Origin of the sequence: Nocardia sp. NRRL S-836, assembly GCF_001279525.1 — a bacterium.
Lineage (GTDB): Bacteria > Actinomycetota > Actinomycetes > Mycobacteriales > Pseudonocardiaceae > Lentzea.
This window is the reverse complement of sequence record NZ_LGDY01000091.1, coordinates 316,326-337,711: the sequence shown is the minus strand read 5'-3', so window position 1 is coordinate 337,711 and position 21,386 is coordinate 316,326. Positions and strand designations below refer to the sequence as shown.

General features: G+C 72.0%; 22 protein-coding genes. 12 read left to right on the top strand and 10 right to left on the bottom strand.

Annotation, left to right across the window (positions count from 1 at the left end):
• Positions 1–3 precede the first annotated feature (3 nt).
• Both ADL03_RS12495 and ADL03_RS12490 read right to left on the bottom strand, forming a co-directional pair.
• Positions 4–705: an SDR family NAD(P)-dependent oxidoreductase gene (locus ADL03_RS12495; RefSeq protein ID WP_053733533.1), complete on the bottom strand. Its 702-nt coding sequence runs from the start codon at positions 703–705 to the stop codon at positions 4–6.
• A 109-nt stretch (positions 706–814) separates the two neighbouring features.
• A complete protein-coding gene (locus ADL03_RS12490; protein WP_053733968.1) occupies positions 815–1,630 on the bottom strand; it encodes a helix-turn-helix domain-containing protein in 816 nt (271 codons plus the stop codon).
• Positions 1,631–1,732: 102 nt separating this feature from the next.
• Here ADL03_RS12490 and ADL03_RS12485 point away from each other — a divergent pair, with 102 nt between their 5' ends.
• Positions 1,733–2,602: an alpha/beta hydrolase gene (locus tag ADL03_RS12485; protein WP_053733532.1), complete on the top strand. Its 870-nt coding sequence runs from the start codon at positions 1,733–1,735 to the stop codon at positions 2,600–2,602.
• Here ADL03_RS12485 and ADL03_RS12480 read toward each other — a convergent pair.
• The gene (locus tag ADL03_RS12480) at positions 2,561–3,535 is read right to left on the bottom strand and encodes an alcohol dehydrogenase catalytic domain-containing protein (RefSeq protein ID WP_053733531.1); all 975 of its coding nucleotides are present in this window, start codon (positions 3,533–3,535) and stop codon (positions 2,561–2,563) included. The two genes, ADL03_RS12485 and ADL03_RS12480, sit on opposite strands and share 42 nt — an antisense overlap.
• A gap of 99 nt (positions 3,536–3,634) precedes the next feature.
• Here ADL03_RS12480 and ADL03_RS12475 point away from each other — a divergent pair, with 99 nt between their 5' ends.
• From ADL03_RS12475 to ADL03_RS12460, 4 genes are all read left to right on the top strand, one after another.
• On the top strand, positions 3,635–4,801 hold the full coding sequence (locus tag ADL03_RS12475; RefSeq protein WP_053733530.1) for a beta-1,3-glucanase family protein: 1,167 nt from the start codon (positions 3,635–3,637) through the stop codon (positions 4,799–4,801).
• A gap of 82 nt (positions 4,802–4,883) precedes the next feature.
• Positions 4,884–5,555 carry a response regulator transcription factor gene (locus ADL03_RS12470; protein WP_053733529.1) on the top strand — a complete coding sequence of 224 codons (672 nt, stop codon included), beginning with the start codon at positions 4,884–4,886 and terminating at the stop codon, positions 5,553–5,555.
• Positions 5,552–6,868 carry a HAMP domain-containing sensor histidine kinase gene (locus tag ADL03_RS12465; RefSeq protein WP_053733528.1) on the top strand — a complete coding sequence of 439 codons (1,317 nt, stop codon included), beginning with the start codon at positions 5,552–5,554 and terminating at the stop codon, positions 6,866–6,868. The genes ADL03_RS12470 and ADL03_RS12465 overlap by 4 nt, the downstream gene beginning before the upstream one ends.
• 76 nt (positions 6,869–6,944) lie before the next feature.
• The gene (locus tag ADL03_RS12460) at positions 6,945–7,985 is read left to right on the top strand and encodes an NAD(P)-dependent oxidoreductase (RefSeq protein WP_053733527.1); all 1,041 of its coding nucleotides are present in this window, start codon (positions 6,945–6,947) and stop codon (positions 7,983–7,985) included.
• Here the strand turns inward: ADL03_RS12460 and ADL03_RS12455 are convergent.
• The gene (locus tag ADL03_RS12455) at positions 7,972–9,183 is read right to left on the bottom strand and encodes a hypothetical protein (RefSeq protein ID WP_157528511.1); all 1,212 of its coding nucleotides are present in this window, start codon (positions 9,181–9,183) and stop codon (positions 7,972–7,974) included. The genes ADL03_RS12460 and ADL03_RS12455 overlap by 14 nt on opposite strands.
• 113 nt (positions 9,184–9,296) lie before the next feature.
• Between ADL03_RS12455 and ADL03_RS12450 the strand changes: the two genes are divergently transcribed.
• The 4 genes from ADL03_RS12450 to ADL03_RS12435 all read left to right on the top strand — a co-directional run bounded on the left by ADL03_RS12450 (position 9,297) and on the right by ADL03_RS12435 (position 12,843).
• Positions 9,297–9,944, top strand: coding sequence for a glycosyltransferase family 2 protein (locus ADL03_RS12450; protein ID WP_197288275.1), 648 nt, complete (start codon positions 9,297–9,299; stop codon positions 9,942–9,944).
• Positions 9,941–10,576, top strand: a complete 636-nt coding sequence (locus ADL03_RS12445) for a DUF2064 domain-containing protein (RefSeq protein ID WP_231641796.1) — start codon at positions 9,941–9,943, stop codon at positions 10,574–10,576. The genes ADL03_RS12450 and ADL03_RS12445 overlap by 4 nt, the downstream gene beginning before the upstream one ends.
• A gap of 624 nt (positions 10,577–11,200) precedes the next feature.
• Positions 11,201–11,800, top strand: coding sequence for a methyltransferase domain-containing protein (locus tag ADL03_RS48360; RefSeq protein WP_053733524.1), 600 nt, complete (start codon positions 11,201–11,203; stop codon positions 11,798–11,800).
• Complete coding sequence (locus ADL03_RS12435; RefSeq protein WP_053733523.1) at positions 11,797–12,843, top strand: molybdopterin-dependent oxidoreductase; 1,047 nt, start codon at positions 11,797–11,799, stop codon at positions 12,841–12,843. The genes ADL03_RS48360 and ADL03_RS12435 overlap by 4 nt, the downstream gene beginning before the upstream one ends.
• Before the next feature lie 326 nt (positions 12,844–13,169).
• Here ADL03_RS12435 and ADL03_RS12430 read toward each other — a convergent pair whose 3' ends face one another.
• The gene (locus ADL03_RS12430; protein WP_053733522.1) at positions 13,170–13,985 is read right to left on the bottom strand and encodes an ABC transporter permease; all 816 of its coding nucleotides are present in this window, start codon (positions 13,983–13,985) and stop codon (positions 13,170–13,172) included.
• Positions 13,985–14,845, bottom strand: a complete 861-nt coding sequence (locus ADL03_RS12425) for an ABC transporter ATP-binding protein (protein WP_053733521.1) — start codon at positions 14,843–14,845, stop codon at positions 13,985–13,987. The genes ADL03_RS12430 and ADL03_RS12425 overlap by 1 nt, the downstream gene beginning before the upstream one ends.
• Positions 14,846–14,943: 98 nt before the next feature.
• On the opposite strand from ADL03_RS12425, the gene ADL03_RS12420 reads away from it, so the two are divergent.
• A complete protein-coding gene (locus tag ADL03_RS12420) occupies positions 14,944–16,008 on the top strand; it encodes a sensor histidine kinase (protein WP_053733520.1) in 1,065 nt (354 codons plus the stop codon).
• A complete protein-coding gene (locus ADL03_RS12415; RefSeq protein WP_053733519.1) occupies positions 16,005–16,649 on the top strand; it encodes a response regulator transcription factor in 645 nt (214 codons plus the stop codon). The genes ADL03_RS12420 and ADL03_RS12415 overlap by 4 nt, the downstream gene beginning before the upstream one ends.
• Before the next feature lie 3 nt (positions 16,650–16,652).
• Here ADL03_RS12415 and ADL03_RS12410 read toward each other — a convergent pair whose 3' ends face one another.
• A complete protein-coding gene (locus ADL03_RS12410) occupies positions 16,653–17,099 on the bottom strand; it encodes an Lrp/AsnC family transcriptional regulator (RefSeq protein ID WP_053733518.1) in 447 nt (148 codons plus the stop codon).
• On the bottom strand, positions 17,096–18,217 hold the full coding sequence (locus tag ADL03_RS12405; protein WP_053733517.1) for a Xaa-Pro peptidase family protein: 1,122 nt from the start codon (positions 18,215–18,217) through the stop codon (positions 17,096–17,098). The genes ADL03_RS12410 and ADL03_RS12405 overlap by 4 nt, the downstream gene beginning before the upstream one ends.
• 43 nt (positions 18,218–18,260) lie before the next feature.
• Here ADL03_RS12405 and ADL03_RS12400 point away from each other — a divergent pair, with 43 nt between their 5' ends.
• Positions 18,261–19,190, top strand: a complete 930-nt coding sequence (locus ADL03_RS12400; protein WP_231641855.1) for a 5'-3' exonuclease — start codon at positions 18,261–18,263, stop codon at positions 19,188–19,190.
• Positions 19,191–19,304: 114 nt separating this feature from the next.
• On the opposite strand, the gene ADL03_RS12395 is transcribed toward ADL03_RS12400, so the two are convergent.
• Complete coding sequence (locus tag ADL03_RS12395) at positions 19,305–20,474, bottom strand: GNAT family N-acetyltransferase (RefSeq protein ID WP_082373132.1); 1,170 nt, start codon at positions 20,472–20,474, stop codon at positions 19,305–19,307.
• Between the two features lie 132 nt (positions 20,475–20,606).
• Positions 20,607–21,290, bottom strand: coding sequence for a DUF4333 domain-containing protein (locus ADL03_RS50475; RefSeq protein ID WP_053733514.1), 684 nt, complete (start codon positions 21,288–21,290; stop codon positions 20,607–20,609).
• Between the last annotated feature and the right edge of the window lie 96 nt (positions 21,291–21,386).

The following is a 21,386-nucleotide window of genomic DNA, read 5'->3' as shown; positions in this document are numbered from 1 at the left end:
ATGTCAGTGCCCCGCGCTCTGGCCGCCGTCGACGTGCAGGACCTCGCCCGTCACGAAGCCGGCCTGTTCGAGGAAGAGGACCGCGTCCACGACCTCGGAGATCTCGCCGAGCCGCTTGACCGGGTGCAGCGAGGCCAATGCCTCGTGGGTCTCCGGGGCGTGCATCGGCGTGCGGATGATGCCGAGCGCGATGGCGTTGAAGCGGATGCCGCGGGTCGCGTACTCGACGGCGAGCGACCTCGTGACGGCGTTGACACCGCCCTTGGTCAGCGACGCGAGTGCCGACGGCACAGCGGAAAGCGCGTGGTCGACCAGGCTGGTCGACACGTTGACCACGTGCCCGCCGCCGGTCTCCATGGCGGCCACGGCGCTGCGCGTGATGTCGAAGAACCCGCGCAGGTTCGTGCCGAGCACGGCGTCGTAGTCCTCGTCGGTGTACTCGGTGAACGGCTTGGCCACGAAGATGCCCGCGTTGTTCACGAGCGTGTCGATCCGGCCGAACCGCGTCAGCGCCTCGGCGACGACCCGCGCACCCTCACCGGGCACCGACAGGTCGGCGCGGACGGCGAGCACCTCGGGGTCGTCCGAGGCCTCGATGGACCGCGACACCGCGACCACCGAATAGCCGAGCTTGCGGTACGCGGGCACGAGAGCCGCACCGATTCCCTGGGAAGCGCCCGTGACGACTGCTACCTTGCCGGTCATTTTCCTCGCCCTTTCGAAGCGGATGTGGAAGTGGAGCTGACTGGCACAACAGCGGGTTCGCGGAAGTCATTTCGGGTCGGTGCGACCTGTTCTCTCCCTTGTGGGAGGCTCAGCCTATGAGCGTGCGCAGCGCTTTTTCGGACGGGCTGCCGGCGGCCGCGGTGTAGACGACGAGCTCCTGGTCGGGGTGCGTGTCGACGGAGAACTGCTGCACGTCCAGCTCCAGCGTGCCCACGACCGGGTGGTGGTAGGTCTTCACGAGCTGGCGCGGCCCGCGCACCCGGTGGCTCGCCCACCACGTGCGGAAGTCCGCGTCCCGCACGCTCAGCTCCCCCACCAGTGCGCTGAGCGCCTGGTCGCCGGGGTGCCGGCCGGCCTCCATCCGCAGCACCGCGACGCATTCCCGCGCGGAACGGGCCCAGTCCCCGTACAGCGCGCGGTAGTCCGGGTCGAGGAACGTCAGCCGGACCAGGTTGCGCTCGGCGGGCGGCAGCGCGCCGAAGTCGGTCAGCAACGCCACCGCGCCCGCGTTCCACGCCAGCACGTCCAGCCGCCGGTTGAGCACCAGCGCGGGCACGTCGGACATCGAGTCCAGCAACTGCCGCAGCTGCCGGGCGACCTCGGGGCGGGCCGGGCGGGGTGCGGGCGCGGGAGCGACGTCGGCCACCGTGAACAGGTAGGCCCGCTCGTCCGCCGCGAGCCGCAACGCGTCGGCCAGCGCGTCGAGCACCGGCCGCGAGACCCGGTTCGTCCTGCCCTGCTCCAGGCGCACGACGTAGTCGACGCTCACGTGCGCGAGCTGGGCCAGCTCCTCGCGGCGCAGGCCGGGCACCCGGCGCAGCCGGCCGTCGTCGGGGAACCCCGCCGCGGCCGGGTCGAGCGCGGCACGACGGGCCCGCAGGAACTCGCCCAGTTCGCCATCCATGCCACCAGTGTCGCCGGTGGACACCCGGCCGTGCCTGGTACCGGGTTGCATAGGCAGAGCTCTCCCTGGCTGCGTCCACAGCCGCGGCGCAGTGTCGGGGCCATGGACAACGTGACCTTCCCCAGCAACGGACTGACCATCGCGGGCCACCTCCACCGTCCGAACGGGACGCCGAGGGGCGCGGTCGTCGTCGGCCACCCCGGCACCGGCGTGAAGGAGCAGGCGGCGGGCCTCTACGCCCGGCTGCTGGCCGAGCAGGGCTTCCTGGCCCTGGCGTTCGACGCCGCCCACCAGGGCGAGAGCGAGGGCCTGCCGCGCGGCCTGGAGGACCCGGCCCAGCGCGTCGAGGACATCCGGGCCGCCGTGACGTTCCTCGCGGCCCAGGACGCGGGCGACGTCGGCGTGCTCGGCATCTGCGCCTCGGGTGGCTACGGCCTGGCCGCCGCCTCGACCGACCAGCGGGTCAAGGCGCTGGCCACGGTCAGCGGCGTCGACATCGCCCGCCAGTTCCGCCACGGCGCCGACGGCGCCCAGGACCCGGCGGTGTTCCAGGGCGTGCTCGCGGCCGCGGCCAGGAGCACCGGCTCGTTCCCGCTGTTCCCCGCCGAGCCGGCCCACGCCACCGGGCACGACTACGAGGGCTGGGAGTACTACCGGACCGCGCGCGGCGAGCACGAGCGGTCGGCGAAGGAGCTGACGTGGAGCAGCATCGGCCGCATCGCGATGTTCGACGCCCACGCGGCACTCGGCCTGTACACGCGGCCGCTGCTGCTGGTCGTCGGTGAGCACGCCGTCACGTCGTGGATGGCGATCGACGCGTTCCAGAAGGCCCAGGGCCCCAAGGAACTGCACCGGGTGGAGGCCGCCACGCATGTCGACCTCTACGACCGCCGCGCACCGGAGGCGGCCGCGAAGGTGGCGGAATTCTTCTCAGGCCAGCTCCAGCACCACCTTCACGTCGCCGGGGCGTGACTCGAAGGCCTCCGCGTAGGACGACAGCGGCACCCGCCGGGTGATCAGCGACGAGAGCCAGGCGTCGTCCGCGGCGTCCAGCACGGCGGCGGCCTCCCGGTAGTGCCGCACGTTCGAGTTGACCGTGCCGAACACGATGCCGTTGCGCAGCACCAGGTCCCGGTTCGCCTGCCCGAGGTCCACGGGCACCACCTCGGCGGAGGGCACGCCGGTCAGGCACACCAGCCGCCGCCCGAGCAGCCGGGCCACCAGCGCCGGGGCCCCGGTCGCCTCGATCACGACCTCGTGCTCGGGCAGCGTGCGGTGGTAGGTGGCGCCCAGCGCCTCCACGAGGTCCGGTTTCGGGCCGCTGCCGGCGACGTCGAACACGTGCACGTCGAGCCCGCGCCGCACCCCGGCCAACGCCGCCAGCAGCCCGATCGGACCGGCGCCGGTGATCAGCACGCTGTCGAAGTCGAAGAACGCGAACCGGTCCAGCCGTTCCCACGCCTTCACCACCACCGACGCGGGTTCGAGCAGCACACCGGCCGGCGAGCCGACCCGCACCGCGTAGTGCGCCGGGACCGTCCACAAGGTAGCGCCGTACCCGTCGATCCCGGTGATCCCGCGCTCGGTGTACCTCCCGTTGAGGCACATGTCGAAGTCGCCGCGCGCGCAGGCCGCGCACGGCACCGGGTCCGGTCTGCGCACCACGCCCACGACCAGGTCGCCCGGCGTGAAGCCCGGCCCGCTGATCACCCTGCCCAGCGACTCGTGTCCGATCACGAGTGTCCCGCCGGTGCCGAACTCGCCGCGCACGATCTCGCGGTCGGTGCCGCAGATCCCGATCGCGAGGCCCTCCACCAGCAGCTCGTCCGGTCCCGGCACCGGGTCGGGCAGTTCGGTCAACGCCAGGGAACCGGCTCGTGCGGGATCGACCGTCAGTGCGCGCATGAGAACCATTCTTGACACATCGACACGATCGCGCTGACCATGGGAGCGCTCTCACTGCCCTGAAGTCAGGCGCAGTCTGTCTCAGTGAGGAGATAGTCGATGCGCAAGCTCCTGCTGCTGGCGGCATCGGCCCTAGCCGGGCTGACAACGTTGTCCGCACCTGTGCAAGCAGCTCCACCGAGCCTCCTGCCGCTCACCGTCCAGAACACCTCCGGCCGCGGCGACGCGGTGCACCTGTACGTGTTCGGCGAGATGGGTGGCCGGCTCGGGTACGTGAACGCGAGCGGCCAGTTCACCCCGTGGTCGGGTGGGGCGATCCCGCCCGTGCCCGCTCCCGACGTCTCGATCCCCGGTCCTGCCAACGGGGCGAGCCGGACCCTGCAGATCCCGATCAACCTCGCCGGCGGCCGGCTCTACATGTCCTTCCGGGACAAGCTGAAGTTCTCGCTGGTACCGGGCGGCCTGGTGCAGCCGGCGCCGTGGGCGGCCGGTGACCCCAACCGCGACATCCTGTTCGACTGGAGCGAGTTCACCTACAACGGCGGCGGGCTGTGGCTCAACAGCTCGCAGGTGGACATGTTCAGCGTCCCGCACGCGGTCGAGGCGACCTCGCAGGCCGGCGCGACCAAGCGCACCGGCGTGCTGGTGAGCGGCGGCCGCAACCGGGTCTTCGACCAGCACCAGCAGCTGGGCGGCGACTGGTCGCGGTTGATCCACACGCGGTCGGACGGCACCCGCCTGCGGGTGCTCAACCCGAGCAAGGGCCTCGACGCGGGCCTGTTCTCCGGCTCGTACTTCGCGAACTACGTCAGCAGCGCCTGGGCGACCTACCAGAACACGCCGCTGACCGTCGTGCCGTACCAGAACGAGCCGAACCGCAGGTTCACCGGCCGCACCAGCGGCGGGGTGCTGCGCTTCACGAACACCGCCGGCCAGCAGGTGGCGGCGTTCGAGCAGCCGTCGACGCGGGACGTGCTCAACTGCGACGGCCGGCTCGCCGCGCCGAACAACGACGTCGGCGCGATCTCCCGGTCGCTGTGCGCCGCGCTCAACCGGTCGACGCTCGGCTTCCTGCACACCCAGCCGACCTACAACGCCGGTGAGTTCTACACCCGCGCGACCGCGAACCACTTCTCCCGCATCGTGCACCAGAACATGGTGGACGGGAAGGCGTACGGGTTCGCCTTCGACGACGTCGGCGCGTTCGAGTCGCTCGTTCACGAACCGAACCCGCGATCGGCGAAAATCACGCTGACAGCATTCTGATCCGAAGGTTTCTTGCTTTTGATCGACTTTCACTCCACTGTGTGAGGCGCCGTCGCCGCGGCTCTCACACAGTGGAGTCGTTGTGTGCACACGGGTCTTGCTGGTCGACGATGACGAGCGAATCCGCCGGGCTTTGTGCCTCGCATTGGGAGACGAGGGGTTCGCCGTCGAGGAGGCGGCTTCCGGCGAGGTGGCGCTGCGCCGCCTGGGGTCGGAGCCGTTCGACGTGGTGCTGGTCGACCTCACCCTGCCCGGTGTCGACGGGCTGGAGGTCGTGCGCGCGCTGAGATCGCGCGGGGACGTGCCGATCATCGTGGTGACGGCGCGCACCGACGCCCGTGACGTGGTGGCCGGGCTGGAGGCGGGTGCCGACGACTACGTGACGAAACCGTTGGTGGGAAGCGTTCTCGCGGCCCGCATCCGCGCGTTGTTGCGGCGTCGCGGACCCGGCCGAGACACCGTTCGGGTGGGCGACCTGGAAATCCGTCCGCAGGAAGGCGTCGTGCACCGTGCGGGCGAACGCGTTCACCTCACCAGGACCGAATTCCGGCTGCTGCTGGAACTCGCTGGTGCGGCCGGTCGAATCGTCACCAGGGAACAGTTGCTGCAAAGGGTTTGGGGATATGACTACTTCGGTGACACGCGCCTGCTGGACGTGCACATAAGAAGACTGCGCCGCAAGGTCGAGACGAATCCGGACGACCCGGCGCTGGTGCTGACGGTGCGCGGCACCGGGTACCGGATCCGTTCGTGAGGCTCACGCTGCGGTGGCGGGTGACGCTGGCGTTCGGCTTCGGCCTGCTGGCCGTCACGAGCGTGCTCGCCCTCGCCACCTGGAACCTCGCCTGCGGCTACATGCTGCGCCAGCGCGAGGCGAGCGCGACCCGCCAGGCCGAGATGAACGTGCGGCTGGTCGAGCGGACGCTGTCCTCCTCCGGTCTCGACGAGCTGCTGACCGGCCTCACCACCGGCACCGACTCGTCGATCCTGGTGCTCACGCCGGGCGGGATGGTCGCGGCCGGTCGTCCGGTCGACCCCGGCCGGTTGCCGGCGGCGCTGGTGCGGCACCCGCCGGGCAGCGAGCGGATCACCGTGGACGGTCAGCCGATGCTCGCCGTGACCCGGCCGGTCGCGGGCAACGCCGTGTACGTGGAGCTGTTCGGGTTGCAGCAGCTGGACCGCGCGTCGCGGTTCCTCAGCGCGTTGCTGATCGGCGGCACGGTCGCGTCCGCACTGCTGGGTGCCGCGCTGGGGTCGTGGGCCTCGAAGCGGGCGCTCCGGCCGCTGGCGGAGCTGAGCTCGGCGGCGGGCCGGATCGCCGGCGGTGACCTCGGTGCCCGGCTGCCCGACCAGGACGACCCGGATCTGGCCGCGCTGGCGGCGAAGTTCAACTCGACGGCCAGCGCGCTGGAGCAGCGGGCGTTGCGCGACGCCCGGTTCGCCTCCGACGTGTCGCACGAGCTGCGCTCGCCGCTGACGACGATGGTCAACGCCGGGGCCGTGCTGCGGCGGCGGCGCGAGCACCTGCCGGGCACGGCGGGAACGGCGCTGGAGCTGCTGACCTCGGAGGTCGACCGGTTCGCGCGGATGGTGGTGGACCTGCTGGAGATCTCGCGGGCCGACCAGACCGACGACTGCTCCTGCGAGGAGCTCGACCTGGGTGCATTGGTGCGCAATGTGGTCGGCACGCACTGGGCGGCCGTGCCGGTGTCGGCCGAACCGGTCCCGGTGCGCGGCGACCGGCGGCGGCTGGACCGGGTGCTCGCGAACCTGCTGGAGAACGCCGACCGGCACGCCGGTGGCGCCGTGCGGGTCGCGGTGCGCCGGGAGGGGGCCGTGGCGCGCGTGGAGGTGGAGGACGCCGGGCCGGGGGTGCCGGAAGCGTTGCGGGAGCAGATCTTCGAGCGGTTCGCGCGCGGCAGGCCCGGCAGCCGGGGTGCCGACACCGGCAGCGGGCTCGGGCTGGCGCTGGTGCGCGAGCACGTCCGCCGGTTGCGCGGGCGGGTGTGGGTGGAGGACCGGGTGCCGTGCGGGGCGCGGTTCGTGGTGGAGCTGCCCGCCGGGTGAGCCGGAGAGGTTACGGAGTTCTGACGGCGGCGGCCGTGGCGGCACCGGCGGTGCCCGGCGGCCCTACCGTCGACACATGCGAGTACTGATCACCGGTGGGGCCGGGTTCATCGGGTCGCACGTGGCCGACGAACTGACCGCCCAGGGCCACGACTGCGTGGTGCTCGACGCCCTGCTGCCCGAAGCGCACGGCGCGATCCCGTTGCTGGACCACGAGCTCGTCATCGGTGACGTGACCGATCCCGAGGCGCTGCGGCCGTTGCTGTCCAGAGTGGACGCGGTGTGCCACCAGGCGGCGATGGTCGGCCACGGCGTCGACCCGTTCGACGCGCCCTCCTACGCCCGGCACAACGACCTCGGCACGGCGGTGCTGCTCGCCGAGATGCACCGGGCCGGGGTGTCGCGGCTGGTGCTGGCGTCGTCGATGGTCGTGTACGGCGAGGGGCGGTACCGGTGCCTCACGCACGGGATCGTGCGCGGCGAGCGGTCACGGACCGACCTGGCGCAGGGTTTGTACGAGCCGCGCTGCGCGTGCGGCGACTTCCTGGTGCCCGAGCTGGTGCCGGAGGACGCGCCGCTGGACCCGCGCAGCACGTACGCGGCCACGAAGCTGGCGCAGGAGCACCTGGCGGCGGCGTGGGCGCGGCAGACCGGCGGGAGCGTGTGGGCGTTGCGCTACCACAACGTCTACGGGCCGCGGATGCCCCGTGACACGCCCTACGCCGGGGTCGCGTCGATCTTCCGGTCCGCGCTGCAGAACGGCCAGGCGCCGCGGGTCATGGAGGACGGCCGGCAGCGCAGGGACTTCGTGCACGTCACCGACGTGGCGCGGGCGAACGTGCTGGCGCTGACCTCGGCACGGCCGGGGTTCGAGGCGGTCAACGTCTGCTCCGGTGTCATGCACACGATCGGCGACCTGGCGTTCGCGCTGGCCGACGCGTGTGACGGACCGGCGCCGCAGATCGTCGGCGGCGCACGGCCGGGCGACGTGCGGCACGTCGTCGCCTCGCCCGCGAAGGCGCTCGACGTGCTCGGGTTCGAGGCCTCGGTGCGGTTCGAGGACGGGGTGCGGGCGTTCGCGACCGACCCGTTGCGGGCGGCGGTCACCAGTTCGTGAGCACGAGGTGGTTCACCGCCAGTGCCGTCAGGGCCTGCGCGGTGAGCCACCTCCTGCGGTGGTCGAGCCGGGCCGCGCCGACGACGAGCCAGACCGCGAACGGCAGCCAGATGCGTTCGGTCTCGGCCTTGCTCAGGCCGGAGAGGTCCGCGGCCAGCACCGCGACCCCCGCCGCCAGGACCCACCTGTCCTTGCGCAGCCCCTGGATGCCGGCGGGACCGAGCACGAGCGCGAGCGCGGCCAGGTTCGCCCACACCCAGTACCAGTAGGGCCGGATGTCGCCGATGCCCTGGTAATAGCGGATCTTGACGAGCTCGTAGCCGTCGAGCCACCAGAAGCCGGCCAGCGCGAACGCCCCCACGACCGCGAGCGCGCCCGCGACGGCCCAGGCGAGACGTGTGCCCGCGACCGCCCGCGCGCCCGCGCTCCTCCAGTCGACCCGGCCGGTCACGGCGACCAGGGCCAGCGGGGCGAGCAGCACCAGGCCGTAGGACAGGAACAGGCACCAGCCCAGCACGATCCCGCCGAGCAGCGGCCACCGGGTGAGCAGGTAGATGCCGACGGCCGCGACCCCCATGAACATGCCGTCCGCCGACGCGCCGACCCACACCGCGCCGGGGAACAGCACCAGGAACGGCAGCACGGCGTTGTCGTTGAGGGCCCTGGGAATCGCGACGACGGCGAGCGAGCCGACGAGGACGCAGAAGAGGGACGCGGCCGCTCCCCCGCCGAGCCCGGCGCGGTCCAGTGCGACGAACGTCAGCAGCGCGCCCGGCGGGTGGCCGGAGACGTGGGTGGTCCACGAGTCGGGCTGGAAGTCCGGGATGCGCTGGGCGAACTCCCGCAGCATCGCCGGGACGTCCGTGACGCCGGGGACCTCGTGCAGGTACTCGTCCTCGGTGGTGAGCCTGGTCGTGAACCGGCCCCAGCCGTCGACCAGCGCCAGCGAGAGCGTGAACGCCACCGACGTCGCGTAGGCGATGGGCAGGGCGAACCGGTGCCGGGCCAGCTCGGGTCCCTTGGCCACGACCAGGAACGCGATGAGCACGGCCGCGGGCGTGCCCGGCCCGACGTGGGGCCGCCAGTCGCCGAACAGCGGCGCGGCGGAGGCGAACAGCAGGCCGGGGTGGTGGAGGTTGACGACCAGGCCGACGATGACGGCGGCGACGACGAGCAACCCGGCGACGAGTAGGCGCACCGCTCCCAACCTAGGGGGTGCGGGCGTGGTCCGCCGACCACGCAAGACAACCGTAAGAACTCTGCCGTGCGTCACAATTCCGTAAGCACCACAACACTTTCCGACGGTCCAGGATGGACGGCATGGATGTCGTCTTGCCTTGCCTGGACGAGGCCGCCGCGCTGCCCGCGGTGCTGAGCTCCCTGCCTCCTGGATACCGCGCGATCGTCGTCGACAACGGCTCGGGTGACGGATCTCCCACCGTCGCCCGCGCCCACGGCGCGCTGGTCGTGCACGAGACCCGCCGCGGTTACGGCGCCGCCGTGCACACCGGTCTGCTCGCCGCCACGTCCGACGTCGTCGCGTTCGCCGACTGCGACGGCTCCCTGGACCTGGCCGAGCTGCCCGCGATGGCCGCGCTGCTGCCCTCCTGCGACCTCGTGGTCGGCCGCCGGGTGCCGGTGACGGCGGGCGTGTGGCCGTGGCACGCACGGGCGGGCAACGCCGTGATCGCCTCCCTGTTGCGCCGCCGCGGTCTCGCCGTGCACGACATCGCGCCTTTGCGGGTGTGCCGGCGCGAAGCGTTGCTGGAGCTGGACCTGCAGGACCGCGCGTTCGGCTATCCGCTGGAACTGCTGGTGCGCGCGGCCGCCGCCGGGTGGCGGGTGCGCGAGGTCGACGTGACCTACGGCCCGCGGGCCGCCGGGACGCGGTCGAAGGTGTCGGGGTCGGTGCGCGGCACGCTGCGTGCGGCGCGGGACATGGCGGGGGTGCTGCGGTGAGTTTCTGCCTGCTGGTCATGGCGAAGTCACCGGTGCCCGGCCAGGTCAAGACCCGCCTGTGCCCGCCGCTGACGCCCGAGGAGGCCGCGGACGTGGCGGCGGCGTCGCTGCTCGACACGATCGACGCGGCGCTGTCGACACCGGGCGCGGTGCCGGTGGTGGCGCTGGCGGGGGTCGTGCGGCGCGAGGACGTCCGCGACGCGCTCGCCGAGTGCGTGGTGATCCCGCAGCGCGGCCGGAACTTCAACGAACGGCTCGTGCACGCGCACGCGGACATCGCCCGGTTCCGGCTGCCGGTGCTGCAGATCGGGATGGACACACCGCAGGTCACACCCGCGCTGCTGGAGTCGGCCGCGCGGTTCGAGGAGGCGGCGCTCGGGTTCGCACTCGACGGCGGCTGGTGGGCGCTGGGCCTGCGGGACCCGCTGCGCGCCTCGGTGCTGCTGGACGTGCCGATGTCCCGTGCCGACACCGGCGCGCGAACGCTGGACGCGTTGCACGGCCTCCACGTGGACGCACTCCCCATCCTGTCCGATGTGGACACCATGGCGGACGCCCGCGCGGTGGCCGCCCAGGTGCCCGGCTCACGCTTCGCGGCCGCACTCGCCGGGATCGCGGTGATGGCGCGATGAGTCCCCGGCAGGACGCTCAGGTGTCGGGCTCGCGCTTCGCAGCCGCACCCGACGGACGGCGGTGATGGCGCCATGAGCCCCCGTTGGCACGCCCAGGCACCCGGCCCGCGCTCTGCGACCGCGCTCGCCGGGATCGCGGTGATGGCGCGATGAACCCCCGACGACACGCCCAGGCACCCAGCCCACGCTCTGCGAGCGCGCTCACCCGGAGCGCGATGAAGCCCCCGGCAGCACGCTCAGGCGCCGGACTCGCGCTTCACAGCCGCACCCACCCAGATCGCGGCGATGGCGCCATGAGCCCCCGACAGCACGCCCAGGCGCCTGGCCCACGCTTCACAGCCGCGCCCGCCCAAGTCGCGATGAGGCCGCCGACAGCACGCCCACGCGCCGGACTCGCGCTTCACAGCCGCACCCACCCAGATCGCGGCAATGGCGCCATGAACCCACCGCAGCACGCCCAGGCACCCGGCTCACGCTCCACAGCCGCACTCGCCGGGATCGCGGTGGCGCCATGAACCCCCGACGACACGCTCACGCAGGCGTCCCCTCCGGAGGGGTCCCCTGGTTCCATTCTCCCAGACACCACCGACAGTTCCCGGCCACCGGCCGCGCGGCGGTGACGCGATGATGTTCGACCTGGCCCTCGACGACCACCCCAGCTGGCTCGACCTGCCCGGCACCACCCCGCGCGAGCTGTCCGTCGCCCGCTGGCACGCCGACGCCGACGACGGTGACGACGTGCTGCTCGACGCCTGCTCCGGACCCACCCTCGACGTCGGCTGCGGGCCCGGGCGGCTCGTCGCGGCGCTGCTGGGCCGCCGTGTCCAGGCGCTCGGCGTCGACGTGTCGCCCGTGGCGGTCCGGCGCACCACCGACCGCGGCGGCATCGCGATCCGGCGCAGCGTGTTCGACCCGCTGCCCGGCGAGGGCCGCTGGCAGCACGTGCTGCTCGCCGACGGCAACATCGGCATCGGCGGCGACCCGGCCGCGCTCCTGCGCCGCGTGCGGGAGTTGTTGCTCCCCAGCGGAACCGTGGTCGTGGAGGTCGAGGTGCCCGGCTCGGGTCTCAGCGTCGGCCAGGCGCGGGTGCGGACCGGCGGTGAGCTCGGCCAGTGGTTCCCGTGGGCCTGGAGCGACGCCGCGTCGGTACCCGCGGACGGGTTCTTCCTGCTGTGGCAGAAGGAGAAGGCCGGTCGCTGGTTCGCCTGCTGGGAGCGGGTGTGAAACCGCCCCGGTTCCGCTCGCCCGCCCACCACACGGGCGTCACCAGCCGGGTCGGCACGTGGCTCGGCATCACCTTCGGGCTGTGCTTCGTCACCGGCCTGCTCAGCCACGGCGTGCAGCACGACTGGCCGTGGCCGACCCGCCCGGTCGACCTGTACCGGGTCACCCAGGGCGCGCACGTGCTCTCCGGCGTGGCGTCGGTCCCGTTGCTGCTGGCCAAGCTGTGGAGCGTCTACCCGAAGCTGTTCGAACGGCCGCTGGTCAGGTCCGTCCCGCACGCCCTGGAGCGCGGCTCGGTGTTCGTGCTGATCGCGGCGTCGTTCTTCGAGCTCGTGACCGGGCTGTTCAACGCGGCGCAGAACTACCCGTGGTCGTTCTACTTCCCGACGGCGCACTACGCGGTGGCGTGGATCGCGATCGGCGCGCTGCTCGTGCACATCGCGGTGAAGATCCCGCTGATCCGGCGCTCCCTCGAACCCGCCTCGGAGGAGAAGACCGTCCTGTCCCGCAGGGCGTTCCTGCGCACCACCGCGCTCACGACCGGTGTCGCCGTGGTCGCGACGGCCGGTGTCACGGTGCCGTGGCTGCGCAAGGTCTCGGTGCTGGCGTGGCGCTCGGACGGCGACCTGCCGGTGAACCGGACAGCGCAGGCCGCGAAGGTGGTCGTGCCACCGGACTGGCGGCTGCGGGCCGGGCAGCGGAGCTTCTCGCTGGCGGAGCTGCGGGCCATGCCGCAGACCACCGTCGAGCTGCCCATCGCGTGCGTCGAGGGCTGGAGCCAGAACGCGACCTGGACCGGCGTCCGCGTGTCCGAGCTCGTCAGCGGCGGGGACGTGCGGGTGGAGTCGCTGGAGAAGGACGGGCTGTACCGGGCGACCACGTTGCCGGAGGCGTTCGCACGCGACCCGCTGACGCTGCTCGCCCTGCGGCTGAACGGCGAGGAGCTCAGTCCCGACCACGGTTTCCCGTGCCGGCTCATCGCCCCGAACCGGCCGGGGGTGCTGCAGACCAAGTGGGTCACGTCGCTGGAGGTGCTCGCATGAGGGTCGTGATCGGCCTGATCGGTGTCGGGCTCGGCGCGTGGGGCGCGTGGCTGCTGCTCCCCCAGGTCACCGTCGAGCTGCTGGTGTGGCTCGGCGGCGGGGTGGTGCTGCACGACCTCCTGATCGCCCCGCTGGTCGGGGCGTCCGGCCTGGTCGTCCGGCGGGCGTCGGTCGGTGTCGGCCTGACGGTCTCCGGGGTGGTGCTGCTGCTCGCGGTCCCGTTGCTGTGGCGCGAACACAGCGGACCGCAGAACCCGGGTCTGCACGACCGCGACTACCCCGCCGGAGTCGCGGTCGTGCTGGGCCTGGTCTGGGCCGCGGTGGCCCTACACGAGGTCGCGGCGCACCTTCAGCAGCGTCGCCGTGCCCACGAAGAACACGATGTAGCCGACGAGGAACAACGCGGCCGTCGTCCCGCTGAGGTCGGTCAGCACGCCGGGAGCGCCGTTGCCGCCCACGGCACCGGCCATGTTGCCGGCCGAGCCGCCGGGCAGGACCTTCGTGAGGTCCTCGACCGGGCCGAGCAGCGACCCGACGCCGCGCAGCAGGTTCTCGACGACGATCGCCCACATCAGACCCAGGCCGACGGCCAGCGCGGGCCCCTTGGTGACGACGCCGAGGAACACCCCGAACCCGGTCCACATCGCGGCGATCAGCAGTGACGCGCCGAGCGACTCCAGTGCGGCGGTGCCGGGCAGGGTCCAGTCCCAGCCCTCGACCGAGGCCACCGTCACCGCCGCACCGAGGTCGACGACGAACGTCAGCGCCACCAGCACGACCACGATGACCGCCAGCGCGCCCAGCGTGCCGCCCATCGCGGACACCCGGCGCGGGCCGGCGGTCAGCGTGGTCTTCCAGGTGCCCCAGCCGTAGCCGGACCCGACGGCCAAGGCCGCCAGCACGAGGATGATCGCCCCACCGAACATGGGCAGGCCGCGCACGACGGCCGCGCCGACGTTCTCCGGTTGCAGCGCGCTGATCAGCTGCTGCTGCGTGAGGTCACGGGTGTTGGAGCCGCCGTTGAGGGCGAGGTAGTTGAACACGTAGCCGAACGTCAGCGTCAGCACCAGCCAGATGCCGATCAGCACCCACGTGGCCGGCCACTTCCACAGCCGCAGCAGCTCTGCCTTGACACTGCCCATCACGCCGCTCCCGTCATCTCGAAGAAGACCTCTTCCAGCGTCCGGCGCAGCGGCCGGACCTCCTGCACGTCCACGTCGGCGTGCACGAGCGTGCGCACCAGCGCTCCCGCGTCGTCCTGGCGCACGTGCAGCACGTCACCGCGCAGCTCGCTGCCCTCGATCAGCACGTGCGCCTTCTCGATCGGGTCCGCCTTGATCAGCAGCACGCTGTCGCCGCGCAGCTGTTCGACGGTGCTCTCGGCGACGAGCTTGCCGTTCGCGATCACCCCGACCCGGTCGCAGATCTCCTCGACCTCGCCGAGCAGGTGGCTCGACAGCAGCACCGTCTGGCCCTGCGCGGCCAGTGCGCGCACCAGGTCGCGCATGTCGGCCATGCCCGCCGGGTCGAGGCCGTTGGTCGGCTCGTCCAGGACCAGCAGCTCCGGCCGGCCGAGCAGGGCGGCGGCGACGCCGAGCCGTTGCTTCATGCCCAGCGAGTACCGGCGGAACTTCTCGTCCGCGGCACCGGTGAGGTCGACCTGGTCGAGCGCGGTCTCCACGTGCGTCCTGGCCAGTCCCCTGCGGGCGGCGTGCACCCGCAGGTTGTCGCGGCCGGACAGGTACGGGTAGAAACCGGGTCCCTCGATCAGGGACCCCACCTTCAGCAACGCCTTCGGGCTGCCCGGTGCCTGCCCGAGCACGGTCGCCGTGCCGCTCGTGGGCCGCACCAGGCCCAGCAGCATGCGGATCGTGGTCGTCTTGCCCGCGCCGTTGGGACCGAGGAACCCGTAGACCTCGCCCCGCCGCACGGACAGACTGACCTCGTCCACCACGGCGCGGTCGCCGTAGCGCTTCGTCAGCTTCTCCGTCGTCACGATCATGGCTCAAGCCTGGGCCGCACGAGCGTGCCGGTCGTCCGCTCCGGAGCGTCATGAAGATACGCACATCTGCGTACGTCCCCGGTCGTATCGTCGGCACCATGCGGTTCGAGCCGGGCAGGATCAGGTGGCAGGACATCGCGCTCACGGTGGCGCTGCTCGTCTTCGGGCTGGGCGGCACGCGGTTCGCCGCGCGGCTGCAGGGTGCCGAGGCCCTCGACGCGTTCGGCTACCTGCTCGTCGCCGTGGCGGCGGCGGGCCTGCTGTTCCGGTCGGTGCGTCCGCTGTGGACGGTAGTGGTCACGACGGCGGCCATCGCGGTCTACCTCGCGCAGGGGTACCCGTTCGGGCCGATCCTGATGAGCGGTGTCGCGGCGATGTACGCGGTGGCGGTGTACGCGCGCATCGAGCTGGCGGCGGCGTCCGCGCTGGTCTACGCGCTGGTGATCCTGCCGTGGTGGAACGACTCGGTGACGTCGTGGATCACCTGGTCCGCGGGCTGGATCCTGTTGCCCGCGGCGGCCGGCGTGCTGATGCGGCTGCGCCGCCGGTCCGCTGTGGACGTTCGCGAGCGGGCCGTCATCGCCGAGCGGCTGCACCTCGCGCAGGAGGTGCACGACGTCGTGGGCCACGGCCTGTCGGTGATCGCGATGCAGGCCGGTGTCGCGCTGTACGTGCTGGACCGGGACCCCGCGAAGGCCCGCACGTCGCTGGAGGCGATCAGGGACACCGCGAAGGAGGCGCTGGACGGGCTGCGGTCTGAACTGGACACCCTGCGCGGCTCGGCACCGTTGCGCCCCAGCACCTCTCTCGCCGACCTGCCCGCGCTCGCCGCGCGGATGGGTGAGGCGGGCCTGGAGGTGACGGTCGAGGCCGACGGGGTCGTGGTGCCGGACAACCACGGGCTGGCCGCGTACCGGATCGTGCAGGAGTCGCTGACGAACGTGCTGCGGCACGCCTCCCCCGGTGTCACGGCCGCGGTGAAGGTCTACGAGGTGCGCGGCGAGCTGGTCGTCGAGGTGAGCGACACCGGCACGCCGCGGCCGTTCACCGAGGGCCACGGCATCACCGGCATGCGCTCGCGGGCCGAGGCACTGGGCGGCACCCTGGAGGTCCGCACGGCCCAGGGCTTCGTGGTGGTCGCCCGGATACCGTTGCCGTCATGATTCGCGTGGTGGTGGCGGACGACCAGGCCCTGGTCCGCATGGGGCTGCGGACGTTGATCGAGACCGAGGACGGCGTCCGGTTCGCCGGGGAGGCCGCCGACGGGCGCGAGGCGCTCGGGCTGATCCAGTCGGTCAAGCCGGACGTGGTGTTCCTCGACATCCGCATGCCGGTGATGGACGGCCTGGAGGTGCTCCGCCGGGTGTCGGCCGACCCGGCGCTGAGCGAGGTCAGGATCGTCATGCTGACCACGTTCGACCTGGACGAGTACGTGTTCGAGGCGCTGCGCACCGGCGCGTCCGGGTTCCTGGTGAAGGACTCCGACCCCGCCGACCTGCTGCGGGCCGTGCACGTGGTCGCCGACGGCGGGTCGTTGCTCTCGCCCGGCGTCACCCGGCGCGTGATCGACCGGTTCGCCTCGGGCGCGGCCGCCCGGCCGGTGCCGCACCTGGACAAGCTCACCGAACGCGAGCGGGAGATCATGCGGCACGTCGCGTCCGGCGCGTCCAACGACGAGATCGCCGCGACGCTGGTGATCTCGCCCGCGACCGTGCGCACGCACGTGTCGCGGGCGATGGTGAAGCTGGGGGCCCGTGACCGGGCCCAGCTCGTCGTCTTCGCCGTGCAGTCCGGCCTGACCTGACGCCTACACGGCCGGAGGGCGGTCCTCGTAGGGCGTGGACAGCACGACCGTCGTCCGCGTTGACACGTTCGCCGACTCGCGGATCTTCTGCAGCAGCTCCTCCAGCGCGACCGGCGAGGCCACCCGGACGCGCAGGACGTACGAGGCGTCCCCCGCGACCGAGTAGCAGGCCTCGATCTCCGGCAGGTGCTCCAGCCGCTTCGGGTAGTCGTCCGGCTCGGCGGGGTTGATCGGGAAGAGCGAGATGAACGCCGACATCGGCAGGCCGACCTCCGCGCCGTCCAGCCGTGCCGCGTACCCCTTCACGATGCCGCGCTGCTCCAGCCGCTTCACCCGCTGGTGCACCGCCGACACGCTCAGTCCGACGCGTTCGGCGAGGTCGGTGAAGCTGCAGCGGCCGTCGGCCGCGAGCTCCTTCAGTATCGCTCTGTCGATCTGCTCGAGGGTCAAAGCACCACCAGCTCGTGAGGTCGGTTGTTGAAGGACTCCACGCCGTCCTCCGTCGCGACGACGATGTCCTCGATGCGCGCGCCCCAGCGGCCGGGCAGGTAGATGCCGGGCTCGACGCTGAAGGCCATGCCGGCCTCGAGCGGCAGCGCGTTGCCGCTGACGATGTAGGGCTCCTCGTGCACGTCCAGGCCGATGCCGTGGCCGGTGCGGTGCACGAAGTACTCGCCGAAGCCCGCGTCGGTGATGACCTTGCGGGCCACCTCGTCGACCTGCTCGCAGGTCACGCCCGGCCGGACCGCCTCGACGGCGGCCTGCTGCGCGGCCTGCAGGACGGCGTAGGTGTCCCACACGTCGTCGTGCTTCGGCTCGCCCATCACGTACGTGCGGGTCGAGTCGGAGTTGTAGCCCTCGGCGACCGGGCCGCCGATGTCGATGACCACGACCTCGCCCGCCTCGATCACGCGGTCGGAGTCGCGGTGGTGCGGCGACGCGCCGTTCGGGCCGGAGCCGACGATCACGAAGTCCGCGACCGTGTGGCCCTCCTCCACGATGGCGGCGGCGATGTCCTTGGCGACCTCACGTTCCGTGCGGCCGACCCGCAGGAACTCGCCCATGCGCGCGTGGACCCGGTCGATCGCCTGCCCGGCCTTGCGCAGCGCGGCGATCTCGCTCGCGTCCTTGCGCATGCGCAGCTCGCGGATGATCGGTCCGGCGAGGCTCTGCGGTCCGCCGATGGCCTTGCCGAGGTTGATGGTGTGCAGCGCGGGCATCATGTCCGCCACCGCGGTCCGGTCACCCTTGATGGCGGCCTTGACCAGCGCGTACGGGTCCTCGCCGTCGACCCAGGTGACGACCTCGACGCCGAGCTCGTCGGTCGGGATGCCCGCGTAGCCGGGCTGCTCCAGCTTCGGCACCACGAGCGTGGGCGTGCCGCCGACCGGCAGCGCGAGGCAGGTGAGCCGCTCGAACGAGTCGCCACCGGCCCCGATCAGGTACCGCAGGTCCGAGCCGGGCGAGATGAGGAGGGCGTCGACGCCCGCCTGCTGCGCGGCGGCGGAAGCGCGGTCGAGCCGCGCACGCAGCGCGGACACGTCGATGGGCCCGGTGATCGTTGCCATGGCGAGAAGCCTAGTAGCTTGTCGGACTGTGAGCTCTCCCCTGGTGCTGCTCGACTCCGCGAGCCTCTACTTCCGGTCGTTCTACGCGCTGCCGGACTCGATGACGGCGCCCGACGGCACGCCCGTGAACGCCGTGCGCGGCTTCGTCGACACGATCGCCCGTGTCATCACCGACCGCAACGCCGCCCGCCTCGTGGCGTGCCTCGACGCCGACTGGCGCCCCGAGTTCCGGGTGAAGGCGCTGCCCTCCTACAAGGCGCACCGCGTCGCTTCCGGTGCGGACGACGGTTCCGAGGAGGTGCCGGACATCCTCACGCCGCAGATCCCGATCATCCTCGACGTGCTGGACGCCGCCGGCATCTGCACCGGCGAGGCGGCGGGCTACGAGGCCGACGACGTGATCGGCGCACTGGCCCACCACGAGGAGAAGTCACCCGTCGAGGTGGTCACCGGCGACCGCGACATGTTCCAGGTCGTGCGCTCCGAACCGACGCCCGTGCACGTCCTGTACGTGGGCCGCGGCTGGAACAAGGTCGAGATCCTCGGCCCGGCCGAGCTGGCCGCGAAGTACGCGCTGCCGGTCGAGAACGCCGGCTCCGCCTACGCCGACATGGCCGTGCTGCGCGGCGACCCCTCCGACGGCCTGCCGGGCGTGGCGGGCATCGGCGAGAAGACCGCGGCCAAGCTCATCACCGAGTTCGGCTCGCTGGACGCGGTGCTGAAGGCCGTCTCCGACCCGATGGACCGCAAGCTCACCACCAAGGCCCGCAACGCCCTGATCGCCGCCGAGGAGTACCTGGCGGCCGCACCGACGGTCGTGCGCACGGCCCTGGACGCGCCGGTCGTGCTGGACCGCTCCGACGAGGTGCCGCGCGTGCCGGCCGACCCCGAGCGGCTGCGCGAGCTCACGCAACGCTGGGGCCTGGGCAGCTCGGTGCCACGCCTGGTGAACGCGATGGAACGCCGCCCGTAACCCTCCTGCCTCACTTCGACGCACGCGGGGTCCTTTCGTCCGCTCCTGTCGTACGAAAGCTCCCCGCGTGCGCTCAAATGTGGCCCTGGGACTCCTGAGGGTGAACGCCGCGAGTCAGAAGAAGGTGCCGCAGTGTGGTGCCTGCGGGACGGCGAACAGCGCGTCGGCCGCCGCCAGGTTCGTGCCGGTGATCCGCTTCGTGGCGGCGAGCTGGGAGAACGTCGTGTCACCGAAGTAGCACGCGCCGAGCAGGTCGACCGGGATCGTCACGTCCGGTGCCGCGTCGGTGCGCTCCGCACCGTCGGGCGACACCCGGTAGCAGCCGTCGTTGGCGGGCAGCAGCCGGTCCTGAACCTCGATGACGACCGGGTCGGCCTGCCCGTACGTGCGCGCGGACAGCATGCGCGGCACGTCGACCAGCCGCAGCCAGACCTCGTCGAACACGTCCTTGGTGCGGACGACCCGCGGGTCCTCGAACAGCCACGTGACCGGGTCGTCCAGCGCGACCTCGCCCTCGACGTGGTCGACGAGGTCCAGCCGTGTCACGTACGCCCACAGGTCGCGCCACGCGTCGGTGGTGGCCACCACGAGGTCCTCGATGGACAGGCGGTGCTTGAACTCCTTCTCCTCCTTCACCACGTAGGTGAGGAAGCCGTCGTCGCCGCCGGGTCCGCTGTGGACGACGGTGACCGAGTTCTCCGCGCTGGTCTTGCGGTCACGGGCGCGGGCCCACCAGCCGGGCCAGCGGGTGATCTGACCGGGCCGGGTGAGGCCGATGGCGTCGTGCAGCACCGGCAGCAGCTCGTCGGCGGTGTCCTGGTCGAGCATCCGCACCCGGCCGGTCGGGGCGCCGGGGACGACCGCGCGGTGGGCGTCGATCTCCACCTCGCGGACGCGGCTCGCGAGTCCGTAGCCGAACCGGCCGTAGATACGTCCCTCGGAAGCACGCAGGCTCGCGACCGGGTCGGCCAGTGTGGAGAGCTGTTCGCGCATCAGGGCGGTCAGCACGCCACGGCGCGTGTGATCGGCGCGCACGCCCACGCGTGAGATAGCGGCGTGCGGCACGACGGCGCCACCGGGCACCACGAGAGAGGAGCCGTACGACTGGGTCGTGCCGACCATGTCCTCGCCGTCGAACGCCGCGAGCACCCGGCCGGCCTCGTAGGACGGCAGGACCACCGGCCACTGCTCGTCGGAGGGCGGGCCCCAGTGCATGGCGCGGCGGAACACGGTGGTGTGGGCACGGTACTGCGCTTCGTCGGTGAGCACACGGATCTCGGTCACGCCCGCGATCGTGACCCAGCCCGGCACCGACCGCACCTGAGTTTCGGCACGCCACACCACCCGACGGCACAAGAAAGAAGACCTTCCCCCGGCAACATCCCGGGGGAAGGTCCTCCTGCGGACTCGCGCGGGTCAGCCGGTGGGCTGGCCGACCTCGTACTCGCCGTCCTCGGTCTTGACGACGATCTTGACCTTCTTGTCCTTGCCGCCGACCTGCACCTTGCACTCGAACGAGGTGTTGGGCTTGACCTCGTTCTCACCGGTGCAGGTCGCGCTGCCGACGTCGGAGATCTTGTACTCGTCCTTGAGGATCTGGACGACGCCGTTCTGCACGGCGGTGTTGTCGAAGATCTTCTTCTTGAAGAACGCCGGCGACACGAACCCGGTGAACAGCACGCCACCGACGATCAGCACCACGACGACAGCGGCGACCCAGATGGCCGCGCTGGACTTCTTCTTCGGGGGCACCGGCGGGCCGTAGCCCGGCTGCTGGCCGTACGGGTTGGGCTGCTGGCCGTACTGCTGCGTCTGCTGGCCGTACGGGTCCTGCGCCGGGTTGCCGTAGGGGTTCGACTGCGGAGCACCCTGCGGCACGCCGTACTGCTGCGTCTGCTGCTGCGACGGGTCGAACCCGGGGTACGGCTGCTGCTGGCCCGGCTGGGGCTGCTGCGGCTGGCCGTAGGGGTTCTGAGCCGGGAAGCCGCCGGACGGTGTGCCGGGAGGGAAACCGCCACCGTAGGGCTGCTGCGGCTGCTGCGGCTGGCCCCAGGGCTGCTGCGGATCGTTCCCTCCGGACGGTCCGTACGGGCTGCTCATCTGTCGACCTCCGTGTGTACGACGTTGCGGCGCGATCCAACCACACCGTTGTGGTCAGTCTTTACTCCGACTCGCAAAACCTTTGTCAGGCGCATG

Coding starts and splice junctions, on each gene's coding strand:
- ADL03_RS12490 (WP_053733968.1), bottom strand. CDS start 1,630: ATGGATGGCGAACTGGGCGAGTTCCTGCGGGCCCGTCGTGCCGCGCTC.
- ADL03_RS48360 (WP_053733524.1), top strand. CDS start 11,201: ATGATGTTCGACCTGGCCCTCGACGACCACCCCAGCTGGCTCGACCTG.
- ADL03_RS12415 (WP_053733519.1), top strand. CDS start 16,005: ATGATTCGCGTGGTGGTGGCGGACGACCAGGCCCTGGTCCGCATGGGG.
- ADL03_RS12480 (WP_053733531.1), bottom strand. CDS start 3,535: ATGCGCGCACTGACGGTCGATCCCGCACGAGCCGGTTCCCTGGCGTTG.
- ADL03_RS12405 (WP_053733517.1), bottom strand. CDS start 18,217: ATGGCAACGATCACCGGGCCCATCGACGTGTCCGCGCTGCGTGCGCGG.
- ADL03_RS12475 (WP_053733530.1), top strand. CDS start 3,635: ATGCGCAAGCTCCTGCTGCTGGCGGCATCGGCCCTAGCCGGGCTGACA.
- ADL03_RS50475 (WP_053733514.1), bottom strand. CDS start 21,290: ATGAGCAGCCCGTACGGACCGTCCGGAGGGAACGATCCGCAGCAGCCC.
- ADL03_RS12460 (WP_053733527.1), top strand. CDS start 6,945: ATGCGAGTACTGATCACCGGTGGGGCCGGGTTCATCGGGTCGCACGTG.
- ADL03_RS12485 (WP_053733532.1), top strand. CDS start 1,733: ATGGACAACGTGACCTTCCCCAGCAACGGACTGACCATCGCGGGCCAC.
- ADL03_RS12430 (WP_053733522.1), bottom strand. CDS start 13,985: ATGGGCAGTGTCAAGGCAGAGCTGCTGCGGCTGTGGAAGTGGCCGGCC.
- ADL03_RS12450 (WP_197288275.1), top strand. CDS start 9,297: ATGGACGGCATGGATGTCGTCTTGCCTTGCCTGGACGAGGCCGCCGCG.
- ADL03_RS12495 (WP_053733533.1), bottom strand. CDS start 705: ATGACCGGCAAGGTAGCAGTCGTCACGGGCGCTTCCCAGGGAATCGGT.
- ADL03_RS12420 (WP_053733520.1), top strand. CDS start 14,944: ATGCGGTTCGAGCCGGGCAGGATCAGGTGGCAGGACATCGCGCTCACG.
- ADL03_RS12425 (WP_053733521.1), bottom strand. CDS start 14,845: ATGATCGTGACGACGGAGAAGCTGACGAAGCGCTACGGCGACCGCGCC.